The 19950-nt window shown below is 54.8% G+C and carries 11 protein-coding genes; 3 read left to right on the forward strand and 8 right to left on the reverse strand.

Features of this window, described 5'->3' with window-relative positions; genetic code table 11:
• Positions 1 to 22: 22 nt before the first annotated feature.
• Complete coding sequence (locus ACYVBJ_RS24905; protein ID WP_460984997.1) at positions 23 to 403, forward strand: hypothetical protein; 381 nt, start codon at positions 23 to 25, stop codon at positions 401 to 403.
• Positions 404 to 557: 154 nt separating this feature from the next.
• Positions 558 to 3878 carry a glycosyl hydrolase gene (locus ACYVBJ_RS24910; RefSeq protein WP_460984998.1) on the forward strand — a complete coding sequence of 1107 codons (3321 nt, stop codon included), beginning with the start codon at positions 558 to 560 and terminating at the stop codon, positions 3876 to 3878.
• A gap of 94 nt (positions 3879 to 3972) precedes the next feature.
• Here ACYVBJ_RS24910 and ACYVBJ_RS24915 read toward each other — a convergent pair whose 3' ends face one another.
• A complete protein-coding gene (locus ACYVBJ_RS24915; RefSeq protein ID WP_460984999.1) occupies positions 3973 to 4464 on the reverse strand; it encodes a hypothetical protein in 492 nt (163 codons plus the stop codon).
• 448 nt (positions 4465 to 4912) lie between these two features.
• Here ACYVBJ_RS24915 and ACYVBJ_RS24920 point away from each other — a divergent pair, with 448 nt between their 5' ends.
• Positions 4913 to 5851 (forward strand): sugar phosphate isomerase/epimerase family protein, encoded by a 939-nt coding sequence (locus ACYVBJ_RS24920; RefSeq protein ID WP_460985000.1) that lies wholly within the window; start codon positions 4913 to 4915, stop codon positions 5849 to 5851.
• An 11-nt stretch (positions 5852 to 5862) separates the two neighbouring features.
• On the opposite strand, the gene ACYVBJ_RS24925 is transcribed toward ACYVBJ_RS24920, so the two are convergent.
• The 7 genes from ACYVBJ_RS24925 to ACYVBJ_RS24955 all read right to left on the reverse strand — a co-directional run bounded on the left by ACYVBJ_RS24925 (position 5863) and on the right by ACYVBJ_RS24955 (position 19917).
• The gene (locus tag ACYVBJ_RS24925; RefSeq protein WP_460985001.1) at positions 5863 to 6366 is read right to left on the reverse strand and encodes a DinB family protein; all 504 of its coding nucleotides are present in this window, start codon (positions 6364 to 6366) and stop codon (positions 5863 to 5865) included.
• A gap of 180 nt (positions 6367 to 6546) precedes the next feature.
• A complete protein-coding gene (locus tag ACYVBJ_RS24930; RefSeq protein WP_460985002.1) occupies positions 6547 to 6897 on the reverse strand; it encodes a hypothetical protein in 351 nt (116 codons plus the stop codon).
• A 78-nt stretch (positions 6898 to 6975) separates the two neighbouring features.
• On the reverse strand, positions 6976 to 7890 hold the full coding sequence (locus ACYVBJ_RS24935; RefSeq protein WP_460985003.1) for a hypothetical protein: 915 nt from the start codon (positions 7888 to 7890) through the stop codon (positions 6976 to 6978).
• Between the two features lie 242 nt (positions 7891 to 8132).
• Positions 8133 to 8744 (reverse strand): 4'-phosphopantetheinyl transferase family protein, encoded by a 612-nt coding sequence (locus ACYVBJ_RS24940; protein ID WP_460985004.1) that lies wholly within the window; start codon positions 8742 to 8744, stop codon positions 8133 to 8135.
• Positions 8745 to 8769: 25 nt separating this feature from the next.
• Complete coding sequence (locus ACYVBJ_RS24945; protein WP_460985005.1) at positions 8770 to 10422, reverse strand: PfaD family polyunsaturated fatty acid/polyketide biosynthesis protein; 1653 nt, start codon at positions 10420 to 10422, stop codon at positions 8770 to 8772.
• Between the two features lie 43 nt (positions 10423 to 10465).
• Entirely contained in the window at positions 10466 to 17422 is a 6957-nt protein-coding gene (locus tag ACYVBJ_RS24950) for a beta-ketoacyl synthase N-terminal-like domain-containing protein (RefSeq protein WP_460985006.1), read from the reverse strand.
• Entirely contained in the window at positions 17419 to 19917 is a 2499-nt protein-coding gene (locus ACYVBJ_RS24955; protein WP_460985007.1) for an SDR family NAD(P)-dependent oxidoreductase, read from the reverse strand. Before ACYVBJ_RS24955 ends, ACYVBJ_RS24950 begins: the two co-directional genes overlap by 4 nt.
• Between the last annotated feature and the right edge of the window lie 33 nt (positions 19918 to 19950).

The raw sequence follows: 19950 nt of genomic DNA on the forward strand, positions 1-19950 counted from the left end.
TCGCCCTTAATCAAGTAGATCCATGAAAAAAGTAAGCTTATTTTTCACTCTGTTCATTCTGCTCGTTGCCGCCAAAGGCATAGCGCAGGCACCCGCTCCCGCCGATTTTTTTGCTGACAAATGGGAGATCGTAGTCACGGGAACGCCGAACGGTGACGCCAAATTTGTTACGAACCTCGTCCGGAAAGACGGCAAACTCACCGGTGAGCTAGCCGACCCCACCGATGCATCCAGAGAAAAGATTCCCCTCACCAGCATCGAAGAAAGTACCGATAAGTTGTCTATGGCCTTTACGGCGCAGGGCTATGATGTCACCCTTGAACTGACGAAAGTCGATGATGACAACCTGAAAGGCAGCCTGATGAATATGTTTGATGCAAAAGCGAAGCGTCTGAAAAATTAAGCAGACCGGAATGCGCTTGACAAAATGAGGACGGAAACCTAGCTCCGTCCTCATTTTATATTTACCCGTTTTGAGGAACTAGTCCACCCATAAGGTAATCCTGCCTAACCATTTGCCTTTCAATCTCTATTCCTGATTAAGCCCTACCTTATCCATGAAACGATCGTACTTAATTCCTGAAGCGACCAGACTACTGCTGGCGCTGTTGTTGCTCAGTCAGCCAGGGCAGGCGCAGCCTGGCTCTGCCCTTAAAACCAATTTTCAAACGCCACCCAATGCGGCTAAACCAAGAGTCTGGTGGCACTGGATGAACGGCAACGTTACCAAAGAAGGCATTCAGAAGGACCTCGAATGGATGAATCGCGTGGGAATCGGTGGTTTTCAGAACTTCGACGCTAGTTTGTTCACGCCCTTAGTTGTTCCGAAGAAGCTGGTTTTTATGACTCCCGACTGGAAAGACGCGTTTAAGTTCACGACTGATCTGGCGCAAAAGTTACAGCTTGAGATGGCCATTGCCGGCTCACCGGGCTGGAGCGTTACGGGTGGTCCCTGGGTGCAGCCGCAGGACGGCATGAAGAAATACGTCTGGACCGAAACGCGCGTCAGTGGCGGGCAACCCTTTTCGGGTATTCTGCCGCAGCCTCCGGCAACCACGGGCAATTTTCAGCATGTCGCCCTACCCAAAGCGACCATGCTGGGCGGAGCCGTCGGCGAGCTACCCACCTTTTACCAGGATGCCCTTGTTATCGCGTACCGCGTACCTAATACCGATAAACCCCTCACGGCATTCAACCCGAACGTAACATCCAGTGGTGGTAGGTTTAGTGTAAACGAGCTGACCGATGGGGACCTGAATACGACGAAGCACCTCCCCCCCACCGCCGTAGGCGAAGATATGTGGATTCAATACGAATTCGAGACGCCCCAGACCTTCAAAGCGTTTTCAATCGTGGGGGCCAGCCATGTTGGTCTGGAAGAGTTCAACGGAGGTCCTGAAAACCGGGCACTGAAAGTCAGTGACGATGGCATTACGTTCCGGGAGGTTGCCACCGTTCCGGGCAGTATTGTTCCTCAAAATACCGTAAGCATTCCGCCCACGACCGCTAAGTTCTTCCGGTTTACGTTTAAAACGTTACCGCCCGAGGTGAACCGCTTTGCCGCCATGATGGGCGCTAAACCTGAAGTGCCCAAACCCGCTGGGGTCGACGTAGCAGAACTGGTGCTGCACAATACCGACCGCATCCATTTGGTCGAAGATAAAGCGGGCTTTACGCCCTGGAAAGAAACGGGACCACTGCCAGCCATCACCCAGACCGACGCCATTCCTGCCGAAGAAGTAGTCGATCTGACCGCCAGAATGGCCCCTGATGGTCGTCTGGCGTGGACGCCCCCCGCGGGCAACTGGATTATTATTCGGCTGGGCTATTCGCTAACGGGACGCCAGAACCATCCGGCCTCGCCCGAAGCAACCGGTCTGGAAGTGGATAAACTCGACAAGACAGCCGTCAGAAAATACATTGATACGTATCTCGATATGTACAAGGATGCCACGGGTGGGCAGATGGGTGCTAAAGGGTTGCAGTACATGGTGCTGGACAGCTACGAAGCAGGTCACATGACCTGGACCAAAGCCTTGCCGGAGGAGTTTGCCAAACGACGTGGCTATGACCTTAAGCCCTGGATTCCGGTCCTGACCGGCCGCGTCGTGAAAAGTGCCGAAGTAAGCGAAAGCTTTCTGTGGGACTTTCGCCGGACGATCGGCGAACTCATCGCCGAAAATCACTACGATGTGATTGGCGAAGCCCTGCACCAGCGCGGCATGAAACGCTATACCGAGTCGCACGAGAACAAACGGATCTTTCTGGCCGACGGTATGGACGTAAAACGGAACGCCGATATTCCCATGTCGGCCATGTGGACGCCCGGCAGTTTAGCGGCTGGCGCTGACGAGGAAATACGAAGCAAAGCTGATATCCGGGAGTCGGCATCGGTGGCCCACATCTACGGCCAGAACCTGGTGGCGGCCGAGTCCATGACCTCCGTCGGCAACGCCTTTACGTTCCACCCCGAGAAGCTCAAACGAACGGCCGATATGGAGATGGCTTCGGGACTCAATCGCTTCGTGATTCATACCTCCGTGCACCAGCCGCTCGACGATAAAAAGCCTGGCTTTTCCCTGGGGCCCTTCGGCCAGTATTTTACCCGCCAGGAAACCTGGGCTGAACAGGCAAAACCCTGGATGGATTACCTGGGTCGCAGTTCGTATCTGTTGCAGCAAGGCAGATTCGTAGCGGATGTCCTGTATTACTACGGAGAGAACCATAACATCACCAGCACATTCGCCACCAAACTACCGAACATTCCCGGTTACGAGTATGATTTCATTAACGCGTCGGCCCTGATGAACCGGGTGCAGGTGAAGAATGGCAAGCTCGTCACGCCGACGGGTATGGCCTACAGCGTACTGGTGCTGGACGAGACAGCGAAACTGATGACCGTACCCGTACTCAGGAAAATCAGAGACCTGGTCAAAGCAGGCGCTCATGTTACCGGCGCTAAACCCGAAAAATCCCCTAGCTTAAGCGACAACCCAACGGAGTTTGCAGCCCTGCTCAACGAAATATGGGGTAAAGCAACCGTATCGGTAAACAAACCCGCGGCTGACGTATTGAAGTCAATTAACGTACCGGAAGACGTCCTGATCAGCAACGCTAAAGCCGAAGTGCTCTACGTACACCGCCAGACTGGAAACGAAGATATCTACTGGTTCAACAACCGCAGCGAAAACCCGAACGATGCCAGCGTTAGCTTCCGGGTAACGGGCAAAGTCCCCGAATTATGGAATCCGCAGACGGGAGCGGTTGAAAAGGTGTCGTACCAGATCAAAAACGGACGGACAGTAGTACCTCTTCATTTTGAATCGTGGGACGCTTATTTTATTGTCTTTAACGATAAGACCACCGCAACAGCGTATACCAAATCAGCGGTTACGGCAACACCGGTCTTAACCCTTTCGTCGCCCTGGACGGTCACGTTCAAAACCCGGTCGGAAGCCAAACTCGTTACGTTTCCGCAATTAACGTCCTGGTCAGAACACCCCGACGCCGATGTCAAGTACTTCTCCGGCACTGCCGCTTACAACACTACGTTTACCCTTGCCAACGTAGTGAAAGGTGGTCGCTATGAACTCGATCTAGGGGACGTAAAGAACCTGGCCGAAGTTATCGTTAACGGAAAGAATGTGGGGACCGTCTGGAAAAAGCCGTTTACGCTGGACGTAACGAATGCGCTGAAAGCCGGTGCCAATACGCTGGAAGTGCGGGTGACTAATCTTTGGGTAAATCGACTGGTTGGCGATGCGAAACTCGACGCAAAACAACGGACGACGTTCACAACCATGCCTTTTTACCAGCCTGATTCACCACTGCTGCCATCGGGTTTACTGAGTCAGGTGAGGGTAATTCTGAAAAAATAGAAGTCGTTCTACAGCGATTACAAGCGGGTTGTATGCATACAAAAGCCTCAGCATTAATCGTGCTGAGGCTTTTGTACTACAGATAGCGTCGATTCTAAATAATACTTTCCTGGTATTTATACATAATAGGTCCCCGTAGGGCCGCCTGTAACTTCCTGGCCAGTTCATCCATATACAAAAAGCCAATGGTTTGCAGCGATGTACGACTTTTGGTGTAAGCAATCGCAATCGTTTTACCGGCGGCACTCCCCCCGGTTTTATCTGCCATATCGAAAATGCGGCCTGAAAGCTTAACGATTCCGGTGTTGACCACTAACTGCCCTTCAAACACCAGCCCTTTGGCCGCTAACGACGAATTCTCGCCAGACCGGATCAGCAAGCCGTCGGTATTGACCGTTACGCCAATCGGCTGTTCGGCCAGAATCTGCATAATGGTCTGATAAGCTTCTTTATCGGCCAGACTTGTTGAAAGGATAATCATATTGGCTCCCCGGAACGGCTCATGCTGAGCCTGGCAGTACCCAGAACTAACTAAAACCAGAAAGGCGATCCAATACCCCCATTGCAAACGGAAGATGTATTTCATGCTTGTAACGTTAAGATTAGTTTGATTCAAGTATTAAGACGATAAAACCGGCATACGTCATCATAAATTTTTGTCGACAACGAATCGTACGTAAGTAAGTGCTGACAAACCGGCACTTAAAAAAACCGTTCAGCCTACTTCAGCGGCCCAAAAAGGGCTTTCTTTGACAGAATAAACTGAACAGCGGCCCACGCATAGAATACAGCGGTCAGTAGGAGTAAGGCTTTCACACGTAACGTTTTAAGAGAGTTCTATACTAACTGCGCTCTACTGACTTTGTTTCATGTGTTAGGATGCAGACGTTTGCCAGCGAACGGCACCAGGTAAACGCAGCCCGCAGAATCTGCTTACTTTGATGGGGAAGATTGGCGTAAATGGCAGAAAAAACTTAAGTTCCCCGGCCTGAACGCTTAACTAATCTAATCGCTAACTCCGACAGTTTCACCTCATGTCATCAACTCGTCGCCATTTTCTGGGTTCGCTGGCTGCCCTTAGCAGCGCTACGTTACTGACTGGCCGTCAATTACTGCTGGCGGCATCAGTGGAACCCCCAAAATCTGTCTCCTGCAATGCGTATACCTGGGGTACGTTTTACGGTCGGGAAAAGAAGCAGTGGATGGCCGATCCGGATGCCTCATTCGCGGAGTACCTACAAACGGGTTTAACGGCCTACGAGCCCTCGTTCAACAACGCCGATGAGGTGCACAAGCTAGCGCCTTATCTGGCAAAATATAAACTGACGATGCCGTCGCTCTACGTGAACAGCACGCTCCACCGCGCCGACGACGCTCAGCAGTCCATCGATTCGGTACTCGCCATTGCCGATGCCGCCAAGCCCTTGGGAACCAGTATTATTGTTACGAACCCCAGCCCGATTAAATGGGGCAGCGACGACGACAAGAGCGATGCGGACCTCCATGAGCAGGTTAAAAACCTCGACCGGCTCGGGGCTGAGTTACGTAAACGCGGCCTGGTGCTGGCCTACCACACCCATGCTCCCGAGCATCGGCAGGCCGCCCGCGAATTTCATCACATGCTGGTAGCGTCCGACCCTAAACATGTTTCGCTTTGCCTGGATGCCCACTGGGTGTATCGGGGCTCGGGTAACTCGCAGATCGCCCTGTTCGACGTTGTGAAGCTGTACGGTAAACGGATTGTTGAAGTGCACATCCGGCAATCGAAGGGAGGGATCTGGCAGGAGACATTCGGCGATGGCGACATCGACTACCGACGACTGGCCAATGACCTCAAAGCGCAGGGTGTTCGTCCGCTGCTGGTGCTGGAGCAATGCCTGGAAAAAGGCTCTCCAAACACGATGGGGCCCGTTGAAGCGCACCGGCAGGATCTGGCCTACACCAAACAAGTATTCGCGGGGCTACTTCGGTAAACAGAGCACGCTCAGCTTTTCCAGGCATCCAGCAAGCGCCGGATCAGGATGATTTCGCCCACATGATACGCCGTATGATCGCCAATTAACAACGCTTCGCGGAGTAGATTTTGGCCATCGCCGTGCGCAAAGGGAGCGTATAAGTCACGTTCGGGGTCGTTCAATAAGGCAATGAACGCATCCCGATCCTGCTTAATCTGCTGTAAAGCCTGTTCCCAAACGACTTCATTGGCGGGTGCGGCCTCCGTCGGCCAGTAACCTTCCGGCCAGGGTGGCGACTGGTGATTGGCATCCTGGGAAAACTCCAGAATATCCCACTGCGCAATGCGAATATGATCGACCAGTTGCCAGATGCTATACGGAAGCTTGTCGGGCTTCACCCCGCGCAGCGAGGCTGGCAAGTCGTTAAGCGCCCCGTCGAGCGACTGATGAGCGTTGCCCCCGGTCAGGAATTGGATGAGTTGTTCGCGTACCGCAGAAGTGGCCTCGGCAACCGATGGTGTTGATGGAGTCATAACGTTACGTAATAAACAAAGACTGACGTTCGCACTGGCTACCAGTACGTTCCTATCAGGTAATCCCTTTAGGGGCTGCTTTGTTCGGCGTAGTTGGTAACGCGTACGTATAGTTCTGATCTACTACGTATTGGGATTACCAGATGAAACCCTACACCAGCCTGTGGATACAGAGAAATTTCATACTAACTCGCCCAATAGAAACGGCCGCGACGGAGCCCGGTGACTGACCACGGCCTGATCTAATTTGTTTAAAAACAACTGCTGATCAGGCTCCAGACGACTTTCGGGCATGGCCTGGTGCAGCGCTTTCGCCACCGACAAGGGCAGATTGAGTAGATAGAGTTTGTCGGCCCGACGGTCCAGCCAGGCACTTAGCCGGTGGTGTTTCCAACTGGCTCTATAATCGAGCAATACCAGCATAGCCACGTTCTGAAACACCAGATCCAAATTCTGCTGGCCCTGCGTGATCTGCCACAAAAAACTGATCATGCCTTTGAATTCATTGGGATAAAGCTTTAGGCGTAGCATGGCGGTTGTTTTTCGTAAATATACAACCAGCCCTGTTTATCCGGTCTGTTCTTCAAATCAATGGGTCAAGGTGCGGTATTAGAACCGCACTGACGCAAATGGACTTAGTTTAGCCGCCGTCGTTTTAGGGCTTTGTACATACTCCGATTGCGGCATCGGATCGGTCAGCAACCATTGCCCTTTGATGAGCCAGGACGTACCAACAGCCACCAGAGCCAGCCACTCCAGCCAAAAAATCGGCTTGTACGTAGCCATCCAGGAAAGTACCTGCTGTTGAGTTTCCTGATTTAGCCAGCTTGGTTTCGACATGGCTACGATGGCCAATACGATGACCGTAATGGTAGCGGCATTAGTGCGATACAGGCGGTTACGGCTACGTGCCTGTTGGCTGGCAGAACGGTTGCTGCGCGCAAACAGGCAGAACAGCATAGCCATGGTCAGCAAGAAAAAAGCGGCAAACGCTTTGTGCAATTCCTCACCTACTGCATTGGGTTGGTACGTATAAGAGCAGCAGCCATACATGTCTTTTGAGGTTGGCAGGAAGGCAACGATACTGATGCAGATGCCGGCGAAGCGAGCCGCAATAACCTCAGCGCGGTTGTCGCCTTTGTAAAGAAACAAAAATAACCCCGTTGTATACAGCACGCCCACAAACACGAGTCCCATGGTGGTGTAGTAATAATGACTGACCGAAGCCAGCACGACTGTGCAGCCATCGAAAGCAGCCGAACCCGCCATCAACACGAGCGGGAGCGAAATACTGAATACGCCAAATATTCTCAGTAGTCGAGCCTGAACTGCTAACCGGCTGTCTGAGTCCAGAAACCGGCTGGCCCGTTTGGCGCTTATCGATCCATTAACGCCGTTTACGCCGTAGCTGAAGGCTTTGACCCAGAGCCAGACGCAGCCGCCCCCTGCCAGTCCGTAAGCAAGGAACGATTGAAGGTGTTTAACGACCAATAAGCTAGAGCAGTGTTGATACAGCTTATCCATACGAGTCAGCCGGGTTCATTGGTTAGATGAGGTGTTCAAAAGTAGATTGTCCGGAAAGGCTGCGCTCAAAAATGTTGTGAACGACAAAAATTGGTATGTCAACCGCAGAAATAAGTGTATATCGAGAGTGGCTTCTCACCGGCAGATGCCAGCAAAACGCGGCTTGAGCCGTCAGCCAGTCGCTCACGTTGCCGGAAGTACCAATAAGCAGAGAAAGTAAGAAGGGTCGATTTACCGGACAATCAGGGCATTATCTGTACACAAACCGTTAGCCAGTAGTTAGGCTCTTCTGCCAGATGAAACTGATACGGCACGGCAGGCAATTGCAGTCGCCACGTTCCGCCATCGGGTACAAACTGAATTTCGCTGAGGGGCCAGCGCTTATCCGTTGCTTTTAGAAAAGCCTCTTTAGCCGTGAACAGGCGTAAAAACTGGTCGCTTCGGATAAGTTCAGGAAAGGCTAAAAGCGCTTTGCGTTCTTCCTGCGTAAGAACATGTTGAAACAGCGTTACGTCGATGGTTCGCTTCACTTCCAGATCAACGCCAATCGGCCGTGTAGCCACGCCAACCCCATACCATCCGTTTGCGTGCGACAGGCTGAAATGCGGTCGTTGCGAACCGTATACGGCCGATAAATACGGTTTCCCGTTGGCCGTAGTAGCCAGAAAAACGGATCGGGCCGCTACGCCCAGATACGCAGCCAGTTCCTGTTTCAGCAGGGTGCGCCCCGTTAAAAATTCGAGCTGTTTTTGTGGACTCCGTAACCGCTGATAACGCGTCTGCTCTCCCTCGTCGAGCAGACGCGTATCCGGGGTAATTTCGTGCTGCGGCTTACACACCAAAACGTGGTTCATCGTCGCTGAAGGAGATGACAAAACATTAGACTGGCTGGATACGTACTTTTTTATAAGTACCAGGCAGGTGAATGCCCCACAGGGCCAGGTACTGAATCCGATTCAGGTAAGCCGCGCCGATTAGCAGCTGCAACGCTACGTCGGCCGCCCGCCGGTTTTCCCACGCCTGAAGCCGCGAGCCTTTGACCCAGGCGTTAAACGCCCCCATCGCCGGACCACACCAGATCTGATAATCCAGTTCCCGACCAGCTACCCCCCGGTTCGCCCATACCGACGACAGCCCCAGGTACCAGCGAAATACGAGGGCCATTTTGCGTTTGGGATTGTCGGTCGCTATACGAATCTGTTCGGGGTCGCGCTCCGAAAAAAAGTCGATACAATGCAGCCAGATAGCCTGGAATGAATCGCCAAACACGGTTTTCTCCAGCGCAGCGCGTTGGTTTTCCGGAATAGCCTCCCAGCTTGAGTACGCGTTATAAAGGTCATACAACTTCTGCGCCCGCAGGCCGAAGAGTGTTCCCTTTTTGGCAACCTGAAGTTTCACGCCCATCTCGAACATATCGGCGGCCGGTGCCATCATTACGTCGGTCATGTCGATGTTCGCCAGGATAGCCCGAACGTGATCGGAGGTGCCCGCTTCCCGGCAGCTTTGGTTAATAGAGCCTGTTACAATGTACGAAGCGCCCATCACAAAGGCTCCGGTTACGGCTTGTGGCGTACTGATGCCCCCGGCGGCCCCAATACGAACGGATTGTGCATAACCCTGCTCAGCCTGAATCTGATCGCGCAGCGCCAGCACAGCGGGCAGCAGGCAAACCAGCGATCGTTTGTCGGTATGCCCTCCGGAATCAGCCTCAACGGTGATGTCGTCGGCCATGGGGACTCGTGCTGCCAGTTGAGCCTGTTCCGGTGTAATGCTTCCCCGGTCGACCAACGTTTTCAGTATATTTTCCGGCGCGGGCTTAAGAAAAGCGGCTGCTACCTCTAACCGCGACACTTTGGCAATAACCCGATTGGCTAACTGAATCGTCCCATTGGGACCCTGGCTGATGCCCGCCACCCGGTAGCGCACCACATGCTCGGTCAGGCTCAGAAAAGCCGATGCTTCGATAACCCGTACGCCTTTTTGCAGATACAGGTCCACCGCTTTTCGTTCGAGGGCTTCTTCGCTGGGGCTATGAATCAGGTTGAACGCATACGGTCCGTTGGGAAGGGCCTGTCGAATCCGATCAATGGCCTGCTCAATCCGGGACGGAACCAGCCCACCCGCTCCGAACGAAGCCAGCATTCCCGCCTTACCCAGCGCAATCACCAGTTCTTCGGAAGCAATACCGTTGGCCATCGCACCGGCCATGTAGTTATAGCGGACCCCGTAGGTCTGCCGGAACGAAGGGGCGCCGAGTTGCTCGGGCTGGTAGGCGGGCAAAGTCGCCAGGAGTTCCATGGAACAGAGTTGGGTTCTGTCGGTCGTACCGATCGTGGTTGTAGCCCCGATTCGCCCTTGTTTATCCCGCACCCAGAAACACGGCTGATGTCCGGCTTCAAGTATCCGACGAATTCCTGACTCATCGAAACTGACCTCCTTTTGGCTGCCGAACCATTTCGCCGTTATCGGCCCCTGATCGGTGGTGATCCCGTTCGACGGCATCGATTTCGCACTTACCTCATTCGCAGTCATTGCCTGATCCACTCAATAGCGTTAATTTCTGTTGATCTCAAATTCACTCTACCTGTAATCCTCTGACAGCGATGGCGATGTCGGTCACCGCGTAAATGCGGAGCGGCCCTTTCCAGAGGTTCGCGTCGGCGGTGAGTGTCAGCGACTGAGCCGTTCGGTCAATCGTTTTGATGTGCACCTCCAGGCGCATTTCAGGGTCGGTCGCCAAAATCTGGCCCCGGTATTTCCACACCGTTTTGTGCGGAGCGACCTGCCGGAACGTAACGTTACGTAGCCCATCAGCCAGACCCTGCTGAAGCACAAAGAGCTGCATCGCCTGCAAAATTGCTTCGACTCCAAGCGAGCCGGGCATAACAGGGTCCTGGTAGAAATGACAGGTGAAAAACCAGTTGTGCGCTTCGATGGCTTTCCGGGCAAACACGTAGCCCTTGCCGTAGTTGCCGCCTTCTTTGACAATGAGCGCCGTATCCAGCAGATTGAGCTGATCGCCAGCCAGGTGAAGCTGCGGGGATGCCGGATCAGACGATCGGAACAGTTTCATCCGCCCGAACAGCGAATCCAGCCTGAAGGCAAGGCGATTCAGTCCCTCTGTCGGTGGTGTTTCGTACCAGGGCGCTACGTGCGTACCCCGGTCCAGACCAGCCTGACTCGACAAATCGTCTTTGGTGAAAAAGCCGAACGAGGCCGTTCCCCGGTAGAACGGTTGCTCATCGACGCGCAGCTCAAAACTATAGCGCTGCAGCACCGTACCGTTCAGGGCCGTATGGCTCTCCATGCGAACGGTATTGGTAATCGTTTTGCCACGCAGGTCGACGGAACGTAACAGATCGCCTTCCCCATCGAGATTCCGGAAGAACAGGTCTTTCTCCGGGAAAAGCCGGGTAGAGCCCAGATAAGCGCCCAAAAATCCGCAGGGCTGCAACGCAATCTCCATCAGGATGGAGTAAGGCATTTCGGGCACTGCGTTCTGCTGGTAGTACCAGGCATCGGCCGGCACGTCGTACTCCGCCACGATTTCCGGCTTATTCTGGAACACACCTCGCTCGCCATTTATCCGTAATACCCTGGAAATGAGCTGCAGATCCGTATTCGGCTGACGGGAAAGCGCCCGCCCTTCAAACAGCCGGTACTCTTCGCCGAAACATTTGTAAATGGGACCGAGCGCAAACTGGGTCAGTTGATACTCGTTGAACAAAACCGGTACCGGCATCGGCTTAACGTAAACTCCGCCCTCACGGGGCAGCATTTCCTTCCGGTAGGCAGGCTGGTCTTTCTCCTGGAGCCGCAGCCCGAGGTTCTCAAAGAAGACCGCAATCTGGCCTTCGTAGAGAATGGTCAGATCAGCAATGACGTAGGGTTCGGGGACCAGTCCGATCTCTTTAACATCCATCTGATACACCAGTTTACCCGGTCGGGCGGGCACCTCTTTCCGGCACCGAACTTTCTGGGGCAAATCAAGAATTGGCTGGAAACGGGCATCTTTCGTCAGCCGCTGCATACCCAGAAACAGCATAAAGAAACGCAGGAGCTGTCCACCCCCTTCGGCCTGTAGCGAACCGGCCAGGACTTCATCATCGCGGAAATGGCAGGGGAAATACCAGTCGTCGGGACGTAGCTCTTTCTCAGCTTCGATGAATCCGACACCCGCACTTCCCCCCTGCCGGTCAACCCGTGTAATCCGGTCCAGCATCAGAATTTCTTTCGGTGGCAGCCGCAGCGATGGATTGCGGCCACACGGTAGGTAAGCAGGGCCAAAGCAGCTAACCAGATCACCGTTCACCAACGCCATCAAATCCTCCCGTGAGAAAGCCGACTTGTCGCAGTCCAGCAGGGGCGTAAAGAACTGCCGGGGGCGACTGGCCCGCTCGCTCAGCTCCTGCGGACTAAACACAACACCCTGCCCCTGCGCCAGATCTTCGTTACTAAAGAACCCGGCGCAGCCGCCATCCATTTTCAGAACCAGTCGGTCTTCGACGTAGCACCGGTAATGGAAAAAGAACAACAGATTAGCTCCGTTGCGTATGAAACGGTCGATGGAAATATCGTAACGCAGGGTCTGTCCTTCAAACGGCAAATCGTCGGTAAAGGTCAGGGTGCAGTCCAGCAGGCGGTATACGTATTCGCCTTTGTTCTGGAAATCAATGCCCAGGTAGCTGATCAAGAGCAGATCGCACTGGCCCGATTCAACGGCGACGGCCCAGGGAATCTGCCCGTCGGTGGCAAAAGCAGACTGGTACGGAATATCGTACTCGGTTGTGATCCGGGACGGTCTGAACACCTGCGGCACGGCGTCCAGGTGCGTCACCCGGCTGACCAACAGATACGGCGGCATAGGCAGCATCACCCGACGACGATACGTATCAACAATGGCAAACTCGTTCCCAAATACGTCCTGAATGCGGCCGGTAGCAAATGTCAACAGATCAGCTTCGTTCCAGATTACGGGTTTATTCCCTAAATAGTTGGGTTCCGAATAATCCTGTAGCAACAGGCCGTTTTCAGCCCGTTGGCGAGTCGATACGGGTGATTTAAGGGTAGGTTCCGGTACGGATAAGGTCATGGGTGGCGCGGGTGAAAAGGGGGTTGACCGAACCGACGTAGTAACCATCTGGGGCAGAGTAGCCGTCTCCGCTTCAATCAGGACCGGTTCGGGTCGTTTGATTTTCTGCAAAAAATAGTGTCTGTTTTCCGGTGTTAACAGCAGCAATTCAAAGCGCGGACCACCTGTACATAAGGTTTTTACTAACGATTTACGGCAGGATGAGCCAACTTTTTCGGTTTCAAAAAATGGAGTTAACTGCACCGGTACGCCATGTGCCAGCAGCCGGGCGACTAGTCCGGTCAGATTGCGGAGCACGCTCCCCCCCTTGCGATCCATGGGCAAAACGGCATATTCCTCGTCCCGTAATACGTCGGCAATCCACCGGGAACAGGTCGCGTTAGCCCCTACTTCCACAAACAGCTTGTGGTTATCGGCAGCCAGTTGGCGCACGGTGCGGGGCCAGTCGACGGGTTGGCAACAGACCTCCAGCGAATTATGGGCGAGCACATCACTGTCGATGCGAAGCGGCTGGGTAGTTACGCTGGAATAAAAAGTTTTATCCGGTTTGTGTTCGATGGGCAGGTGATGCATCGCCATCAACTCGTCGGTCACCCGTCGGCAAAAGTCATGGTGGACGACGTTGTTAATGGTTAACGGCATAGCCGTCAGCTGATGAGTCGTTACTACGCGGTCCAGATCCGTGGAGTCGCCGGAAATAATGATTTCGGTATCGGTATTAATAAAGGACAAAAACACCCGGCTCTCCCGGGGGGCTACCTCCCGCCGGAACCAGTCGGCCAGCGACGCATAGCCCGGCCTACCGTTAGGCACAGAGATCAGCCGGGACGCCCACCGCTGCCGCGCTTCGGCTTCCGGTACCTGCCAGAGTTCCGCCAGCAGGCGCATACGCCCCCCCACTTTTTCCCGGAACAGCGGAGCCTGCCAGAATTTCGTTTCCACATGGACTGTACTCCAGACGCCCTGGCAGTACCACATCGCGCTGGTTTCGCCCATACTATACCCCAGGGCCGAGTCGGCCCGAACGCCCAGGTGATCTTGCAGAATTTTGGTAAAGAGCCCCGAAAACGTACATCCCGTCAGCATCATGGTCGACGCATCGGATTGCAACTGACGTTCCCTCGCCTGTTTCTCGGCCGGGCTCAAGGCAAACAGCGAACGCGGGTATACCTCCGTCCGAAGCGCATCGGCCGGGTCATAGCCCTGCGTTTTCAGGCGTTCGTATAAGTCCGGGAAGGCCTGAAAGATGGTTGCGCCAGCCCCGGCGTACATACTGCCCGAACCAGGGTACACCAGCGCTAATTTACCCCGTTTTCCCAACGGATTGGCCGTGTAATAACTGCCGGCCGGGGTTTGCAAAGTGCCGACCGGGTGCGGCTGTGCGGTAAATTTCAGGTGAAAGAATTTAATCTCCCTTTTTAACTCCTCATCCGATGCCGCCACCAGCACCAGCGTTTGACCGCCCTCCGATGGCTGCTTATATGCCCCACAAAGCCGGTCCGAAACGTGTCGGAAAGACGTAGTCGCCAGTTCATTGTCCATATCGCCCAGCCGGCGAAGAAGCCCGTCGAACGTAGCATCCTGAACGGGAAAAAGCCGTTCGCCACCCCGAAGCAGGTACGTCGACGGTTCGCCGGACTGGGCATGAGTGCCTTCAGACAAAAGGACATGGGCGCTGGTACCGTCGGATGCCAGCCCACTGATGGCCGCCCGAAGAAGAGCTGCCCCTTTCTCGGGAACCCAGGGACGTGCCCCATCGGGGACGTAAAAGGGGCTATGAACAAACGGAGCCGCTGACGAAGGGCCTTCCCAGTTCGGAACACCCGGCAGAAACCGGTGGTAAAGTGAGAGGGCCGTTTTAATGATCGACGCAATACCCGACGCGGCAAACGTATGGCCAATGTACGCTTTGCTGCTGCCTAACGCGCAGGTTAACGTAGCGTCACCAGCCCGGTAAGCATCGGTCAGCCCCTTAATTTCAGCCTGATCCTGTTCTGCCACACCACTTGCCGATACCTCCAGGTAGCCAATGTCGGCCGAACGAAGCTGCTGGCGACGTAACACCAGATCAGCAGCCTGAGCAACAGCCTTGGCCGAGACAGCGCCCCGCCAGTGCGTTTCGTCCGACTGCACGATGACCAGGTCGTCGATTCGGGCGTATACGCGGTCATTCGCAGTCTCATCGGCCCGTTTCAACACAATGGCACCGGCCCCTTCGCCGATGGTCCAGCCCTGGGTGCTGTGGTTCCACCCCATCGATACGGGGCCACTATGGACCGGATGAACAGCCTGGCGGGCCAATACACGTTCCAGTCCCCCACCCAGATCAACGGCCCCTAGCACAACGGCATCTACTTCTCGGTTCGCCAGTAGATTCTGCGCGATTTCGAGGGCTTTGTATACCCCGTTTTCGTTCGATGATACAGTGAACGCAGGCCCAGTGAAATCCATCAGGGCCGCAATCCGGCTGGCAATAATATTTCCGATAAATCCGGTATGCTCACTGAGCGAATGACCTTCGTAATCCGAAAAAACTGCATTTTTCAACCCATCCGTCAGGCTGCTTACTGCCGATTCGGTCACATCCAGACTTGCCTGCCGGACAGCCTGGTCAACCTGCCAGCCCATGTGCCACCGACCCAGCCGGTGGTGGATTTCCAGTTCGGTTTCCATCGCGATGATGACCGCTACGTTAGCCCCTTTTTCATCGAGGGTATGCAGGTTAGCATCCTGAATGGCCCGATCCGCTACCTTCAGCATCAATACCTGCTGGTGGGTAGCCCCTTCGGCTTCTTTCGGCTGAATTTTAAATCGCAGCAGGTCAATATCGAAGGCTTCGACCCAGGCTCCTCTCAGCTCGCTGACAGGGGGTAAACCAGCATCCGTCATGGTTTTGCGGAGCGCGTCCATGCCTTTCCAGCGTTCGGGCGGCAGGGGGTCGAAGTGCTGTCGGCCGAGGAGCTGCGACAGGTAAAACTCATCCAGGTTCGCGCAGCTCCCCATGTGCAGATCCATCCCAACAATTGCCATTGGCTCAGCGGGCTGGGCAACGGGGGTTGGGGCGGGGAACGTACCGGGCGCGGGCGTTGACAGTACCATGTGGGCATTAGTCCCCCCGAACCCAAAGGCATTGACGCCCGCCCGGATCAGGTTAGCCTGGTTCGGCCAGTGCTGGTTCTGGCGCACCAGCTGCTCCGCCCCCACTCGTCCATCCGCCGACGCAAGGGGTTTGTCGACACCAATCGTAGCAGGAATCATACGCTGCTGCATGGCCAGAATGACCTTCAACGTACTGGCCATACCAGCCGCCGTCAGTAAATGGCCCAGGTTTGGCTTTACAGAGCCAATTAAGGGAGGCTTCTGATCAAAAAAATCACCGATGCTGTTGAGTTCGGTTTTGTCACCGAGCCGGGTTCCGGTCGCGTGGCATTCGAGGTAGTCAATTGATCGCTGATCGGGGCCTAGCTGCGCATAGGTACGTTCAAAGGCAAGTTTCTGACCTTTGGGATTCGGCGTGAGCAAAAACTTACCTTTACCATCGTTCGACAAGCCGATTCCTTCGATAACCGCGTGAATCGTATCGCCATCACGCTGGGCGTCCGACAGGCGTTTCAGCAGGATAACTCCCGCACCTTCGGCCGAGGTGAGTCCGCTGGAGCGCTCATCCAGCGGGGCCGAGACCTCCGTTGATGGCGCATACGCGTGGAAATACGAAAATCCGATATGAATCAGAAGCGGGTCAGCGCAGCTAACAGCACCCGCCAGCATCATACCCGCCTTCCCGGCCCGCAATTCATCACAGGCCAGTTTTATAGCGTACAGACTGGACGCACAGGCAGCATCCAGCGAATAATGCGGTCCTTGTAAACCCACCGCCTGAGCAACCAACGCCGAAGGCGTACTAACCAGAACCGACTCCCGAAAACTACCTCCCTGCGTTGCGTAGGGGCCAGCTACTGGTACGGGTTCGACCGCAAGAGTTTCCAGCGTCTGCTGGACCATTTCGGTGTAAATCGTGGAAAGAATTTGCCGCGACTGACGTGTCGGGAAAGACAGGTTTCCCAGAATGACTCCGCACTGATCCAGGCTGGCGTGCTGCCAATAGCCGCTGCGCCGGAGGGCCTCCCGAACAACATACAGCGCCCAGTGCAGTTGCTGATCCTGGTTCAGCAGCGTCTGAGCATCTAGCTTATAGCCCTGCGGATCAAACTGAAAATCACGAATGAACCCGCCCCTAAGCGAGTAGCAGGTATCTAATCCGCCTTTTTCCGGCTGAAAAAACCATTTTGGGTCGGCACCGAAATCGGCACTCGTTGCCTCGCTGATAAACGCTTCGTTCGCAACCAGGTTCGCCCAGAATTGCTCGGGCGACGTAGCGCCGGGGAACAGCGCCCCCATACCCACTATGGCAATTTTCTCTCCTGACTGTTCTGTTCTCATTGGGCTCGACGAAGTAAGGAATCCGCTTGCGTCCACTGTAAGTCCCGGCTGATGGTGACGCTAGCCCGGTAGGTTTTTATGGATACTTCTCCCGTCAGTGCATCAAAAGCGGTCAGGTCGGCCTCCATCGTGAAGTCAGTTGATTTCACGACCCGAAGTGATACGTAGAAAGATCGTCCAGACGATAGTTCCCCAAAAATTTCGCCCCCATCCGTACGCAGGGGCAAACACGCAGAGCCATGAAACCGACGTACCCAGATCAGCAGCCCCTGGTACATGATGTCCGTCAGAAAGCCGTTGATGGTCGATATCGGAAACTGGCCCTGTCGCTCCCATGTTACGCCCGGATGTTCGCACAAGAGCAAAACGCCCTGTTCGTCCAGCGAAATGATCTGCTTTACGCCCTGAAAATCGGAGCCGTGAAACAACGTACCGTCCTCATAAAGCACCGAGGCATCGGCCAGGAACGGAGCGGTAAGGTCAGGGAGGGTTTCAACCGGAGCCGCGGGCCGTTGGGGTACCAGGGTAATCTGCGCCTGATAGCGGGGCAGGGGCCGACCAGTAGGCTGATGCGGCCCGGACAGTTGAAAGGCCGGTCCTTCGTCGGTACGGGGTTGACTGAGAATCGTAGCCAGCACCTGTATCTCGTTCTCAGATTTTTGCTGCTCCTGAATAACCACCTGAAAATTCGTCGGCTGCGTACCGTCAAAGACGACTCCGTTGAACAGTTTGACGTTTTTCTCGCGATAGAGCTTAAAGCCAGGATACAGGTTTTCGGCCGTTTGCGCCAGCCAGCTATTCGCCATGTTAATGGGCAGAACGGCATGCCCCTGAATAACGTGGTGGGCCAGAAACGGATTAGCCTCCGGCGTCAGCGTACGGAGAACAGTGTAGGTCTGCACCGGCGTGTTGGTTTCCGCTTTGGCTACGGGCAAGGTACCGCCCAGAATGACCTGCACCTGCTCGCTGGCCTGCACACTCAACTGGTCGATCATTGCCGCCGGTCCTTCGTCAGACGGGACAAACGATACGCGTTGAGCCAGCAGCATCTTTTTCAGTTCCGGACTGACCATACCCGAGTCCCAGGCTCCCCAGTTGATCGACACGGTATGCGCCAGCGGAAAGTTCTTCCGGAACAGGTAGGCAAATCGATTCAGGACCTCGTTCGCCATCGCGTAATCCGTTTGCCCGACATTGCCGTAAAAGCCGGCTACTGAAGAAAACAGGACGATATGCCGAAGAGCGGCCGGGGTAAGCGCCTGCATTACTGAAGCCAGTCCCTGTATTTTAACGTCAAAAACCGCGTCGAAATCCGCGCCGGTTTTCTGCTCAATCCGCTTGTCAGCCAGTCGTCCAGCTCCATGAATCAAACCCGTGACGGGACCGGTTAATGGCGTTACCTCGGCCAGAACCGCTTGTACGGCTGCGGCATCGGTAACGTCGATGGCCCGGTAAAACGCCCGCGCACCCTGGTTTTGAAGCTCGGTCAGGTTTGTCCGAATGTCCCGCTGAGCCAGTACGTCGCTCACCATGCGCTCTACTGTGCGGGGCAACGGTTTTTCGCCCGCTGTCTGTAGCGTTTTCATCGCCTGCCGTTTTAACTCGGTCGGGTCAGTTAGTCCATCGGCCCAGGCCGGATCGGCAGCTGACAACTCGGTTCGACCCAGCAAGATAAACGTACATTGAAACGTAGCCGCCAGTTGATTGACGCAACTGGCTGTAATCCCCCGCCCTCCGCCCGTTACCAGAAATACGCTGTTCTGATCCAGTTGAGCAGTCCGTGTTGGTTCAGTAAACGGTGCGACCGGCTCGGCGACAAGTGTTTGCCGCTGCCCATCGGCAGTATAGGCCGTCTGGAGCAGGCACTGATTAGCGTCGTACAACTCCTGACGAATTTTTTGGGCTGCTGCCGCCGGAGTCAGGTTCGGCGATACGTCCACGGTTCGGCAGAATACGCCCGGCCACTCCAGATTCAGCGACTTCGTCAAGCCGGTTAATCCTCCGCCCAGAATAGCATCATGGCCCGAATTAAGCAGTCCGAACGCCCCATCCTGCCGAACGACCATCAGAAAAGCCGGTCGTGTTTGCCAGTGATCCTGATTCAGAGCCGGTTTTACCCATTTAGCAATGAGAAAAGCTGCTTTTAGAAGGGCTTTTTCCGCTTCTGTCGCAAACGTCAGTACGTTCACCGGCGTCGTTTGCCGGGGATGCAGGTAAATGAGCTGACTGACCGAGTTACCAAACTGGGCAAGCGTCCTCTGAATCGTTTCTTCCTGAAGATCGGTCAGCACGTACTCGGTTACGCCTTCCGGAAACGATTGCTTTGATCGGTTAACATCGGTTCCCCAGGTCAACACGACCAGTTGATGTCCGTTTGCGGTTAATTCAGCGCAGAGCGCAGGCGTTACGTCCGATCCGTCATTGACGACCAGGGTTAGCCCTTCCGCTGGCATAACCAGCTCATCCGGTTCCGGAAGATAGCGCAGCGTAGCCACCGAACGAGGTACGTTCGGATAGGTTCCGGGCGT

This window comes from Spirosoma fluminis (genome assembly GCF_054778895.1).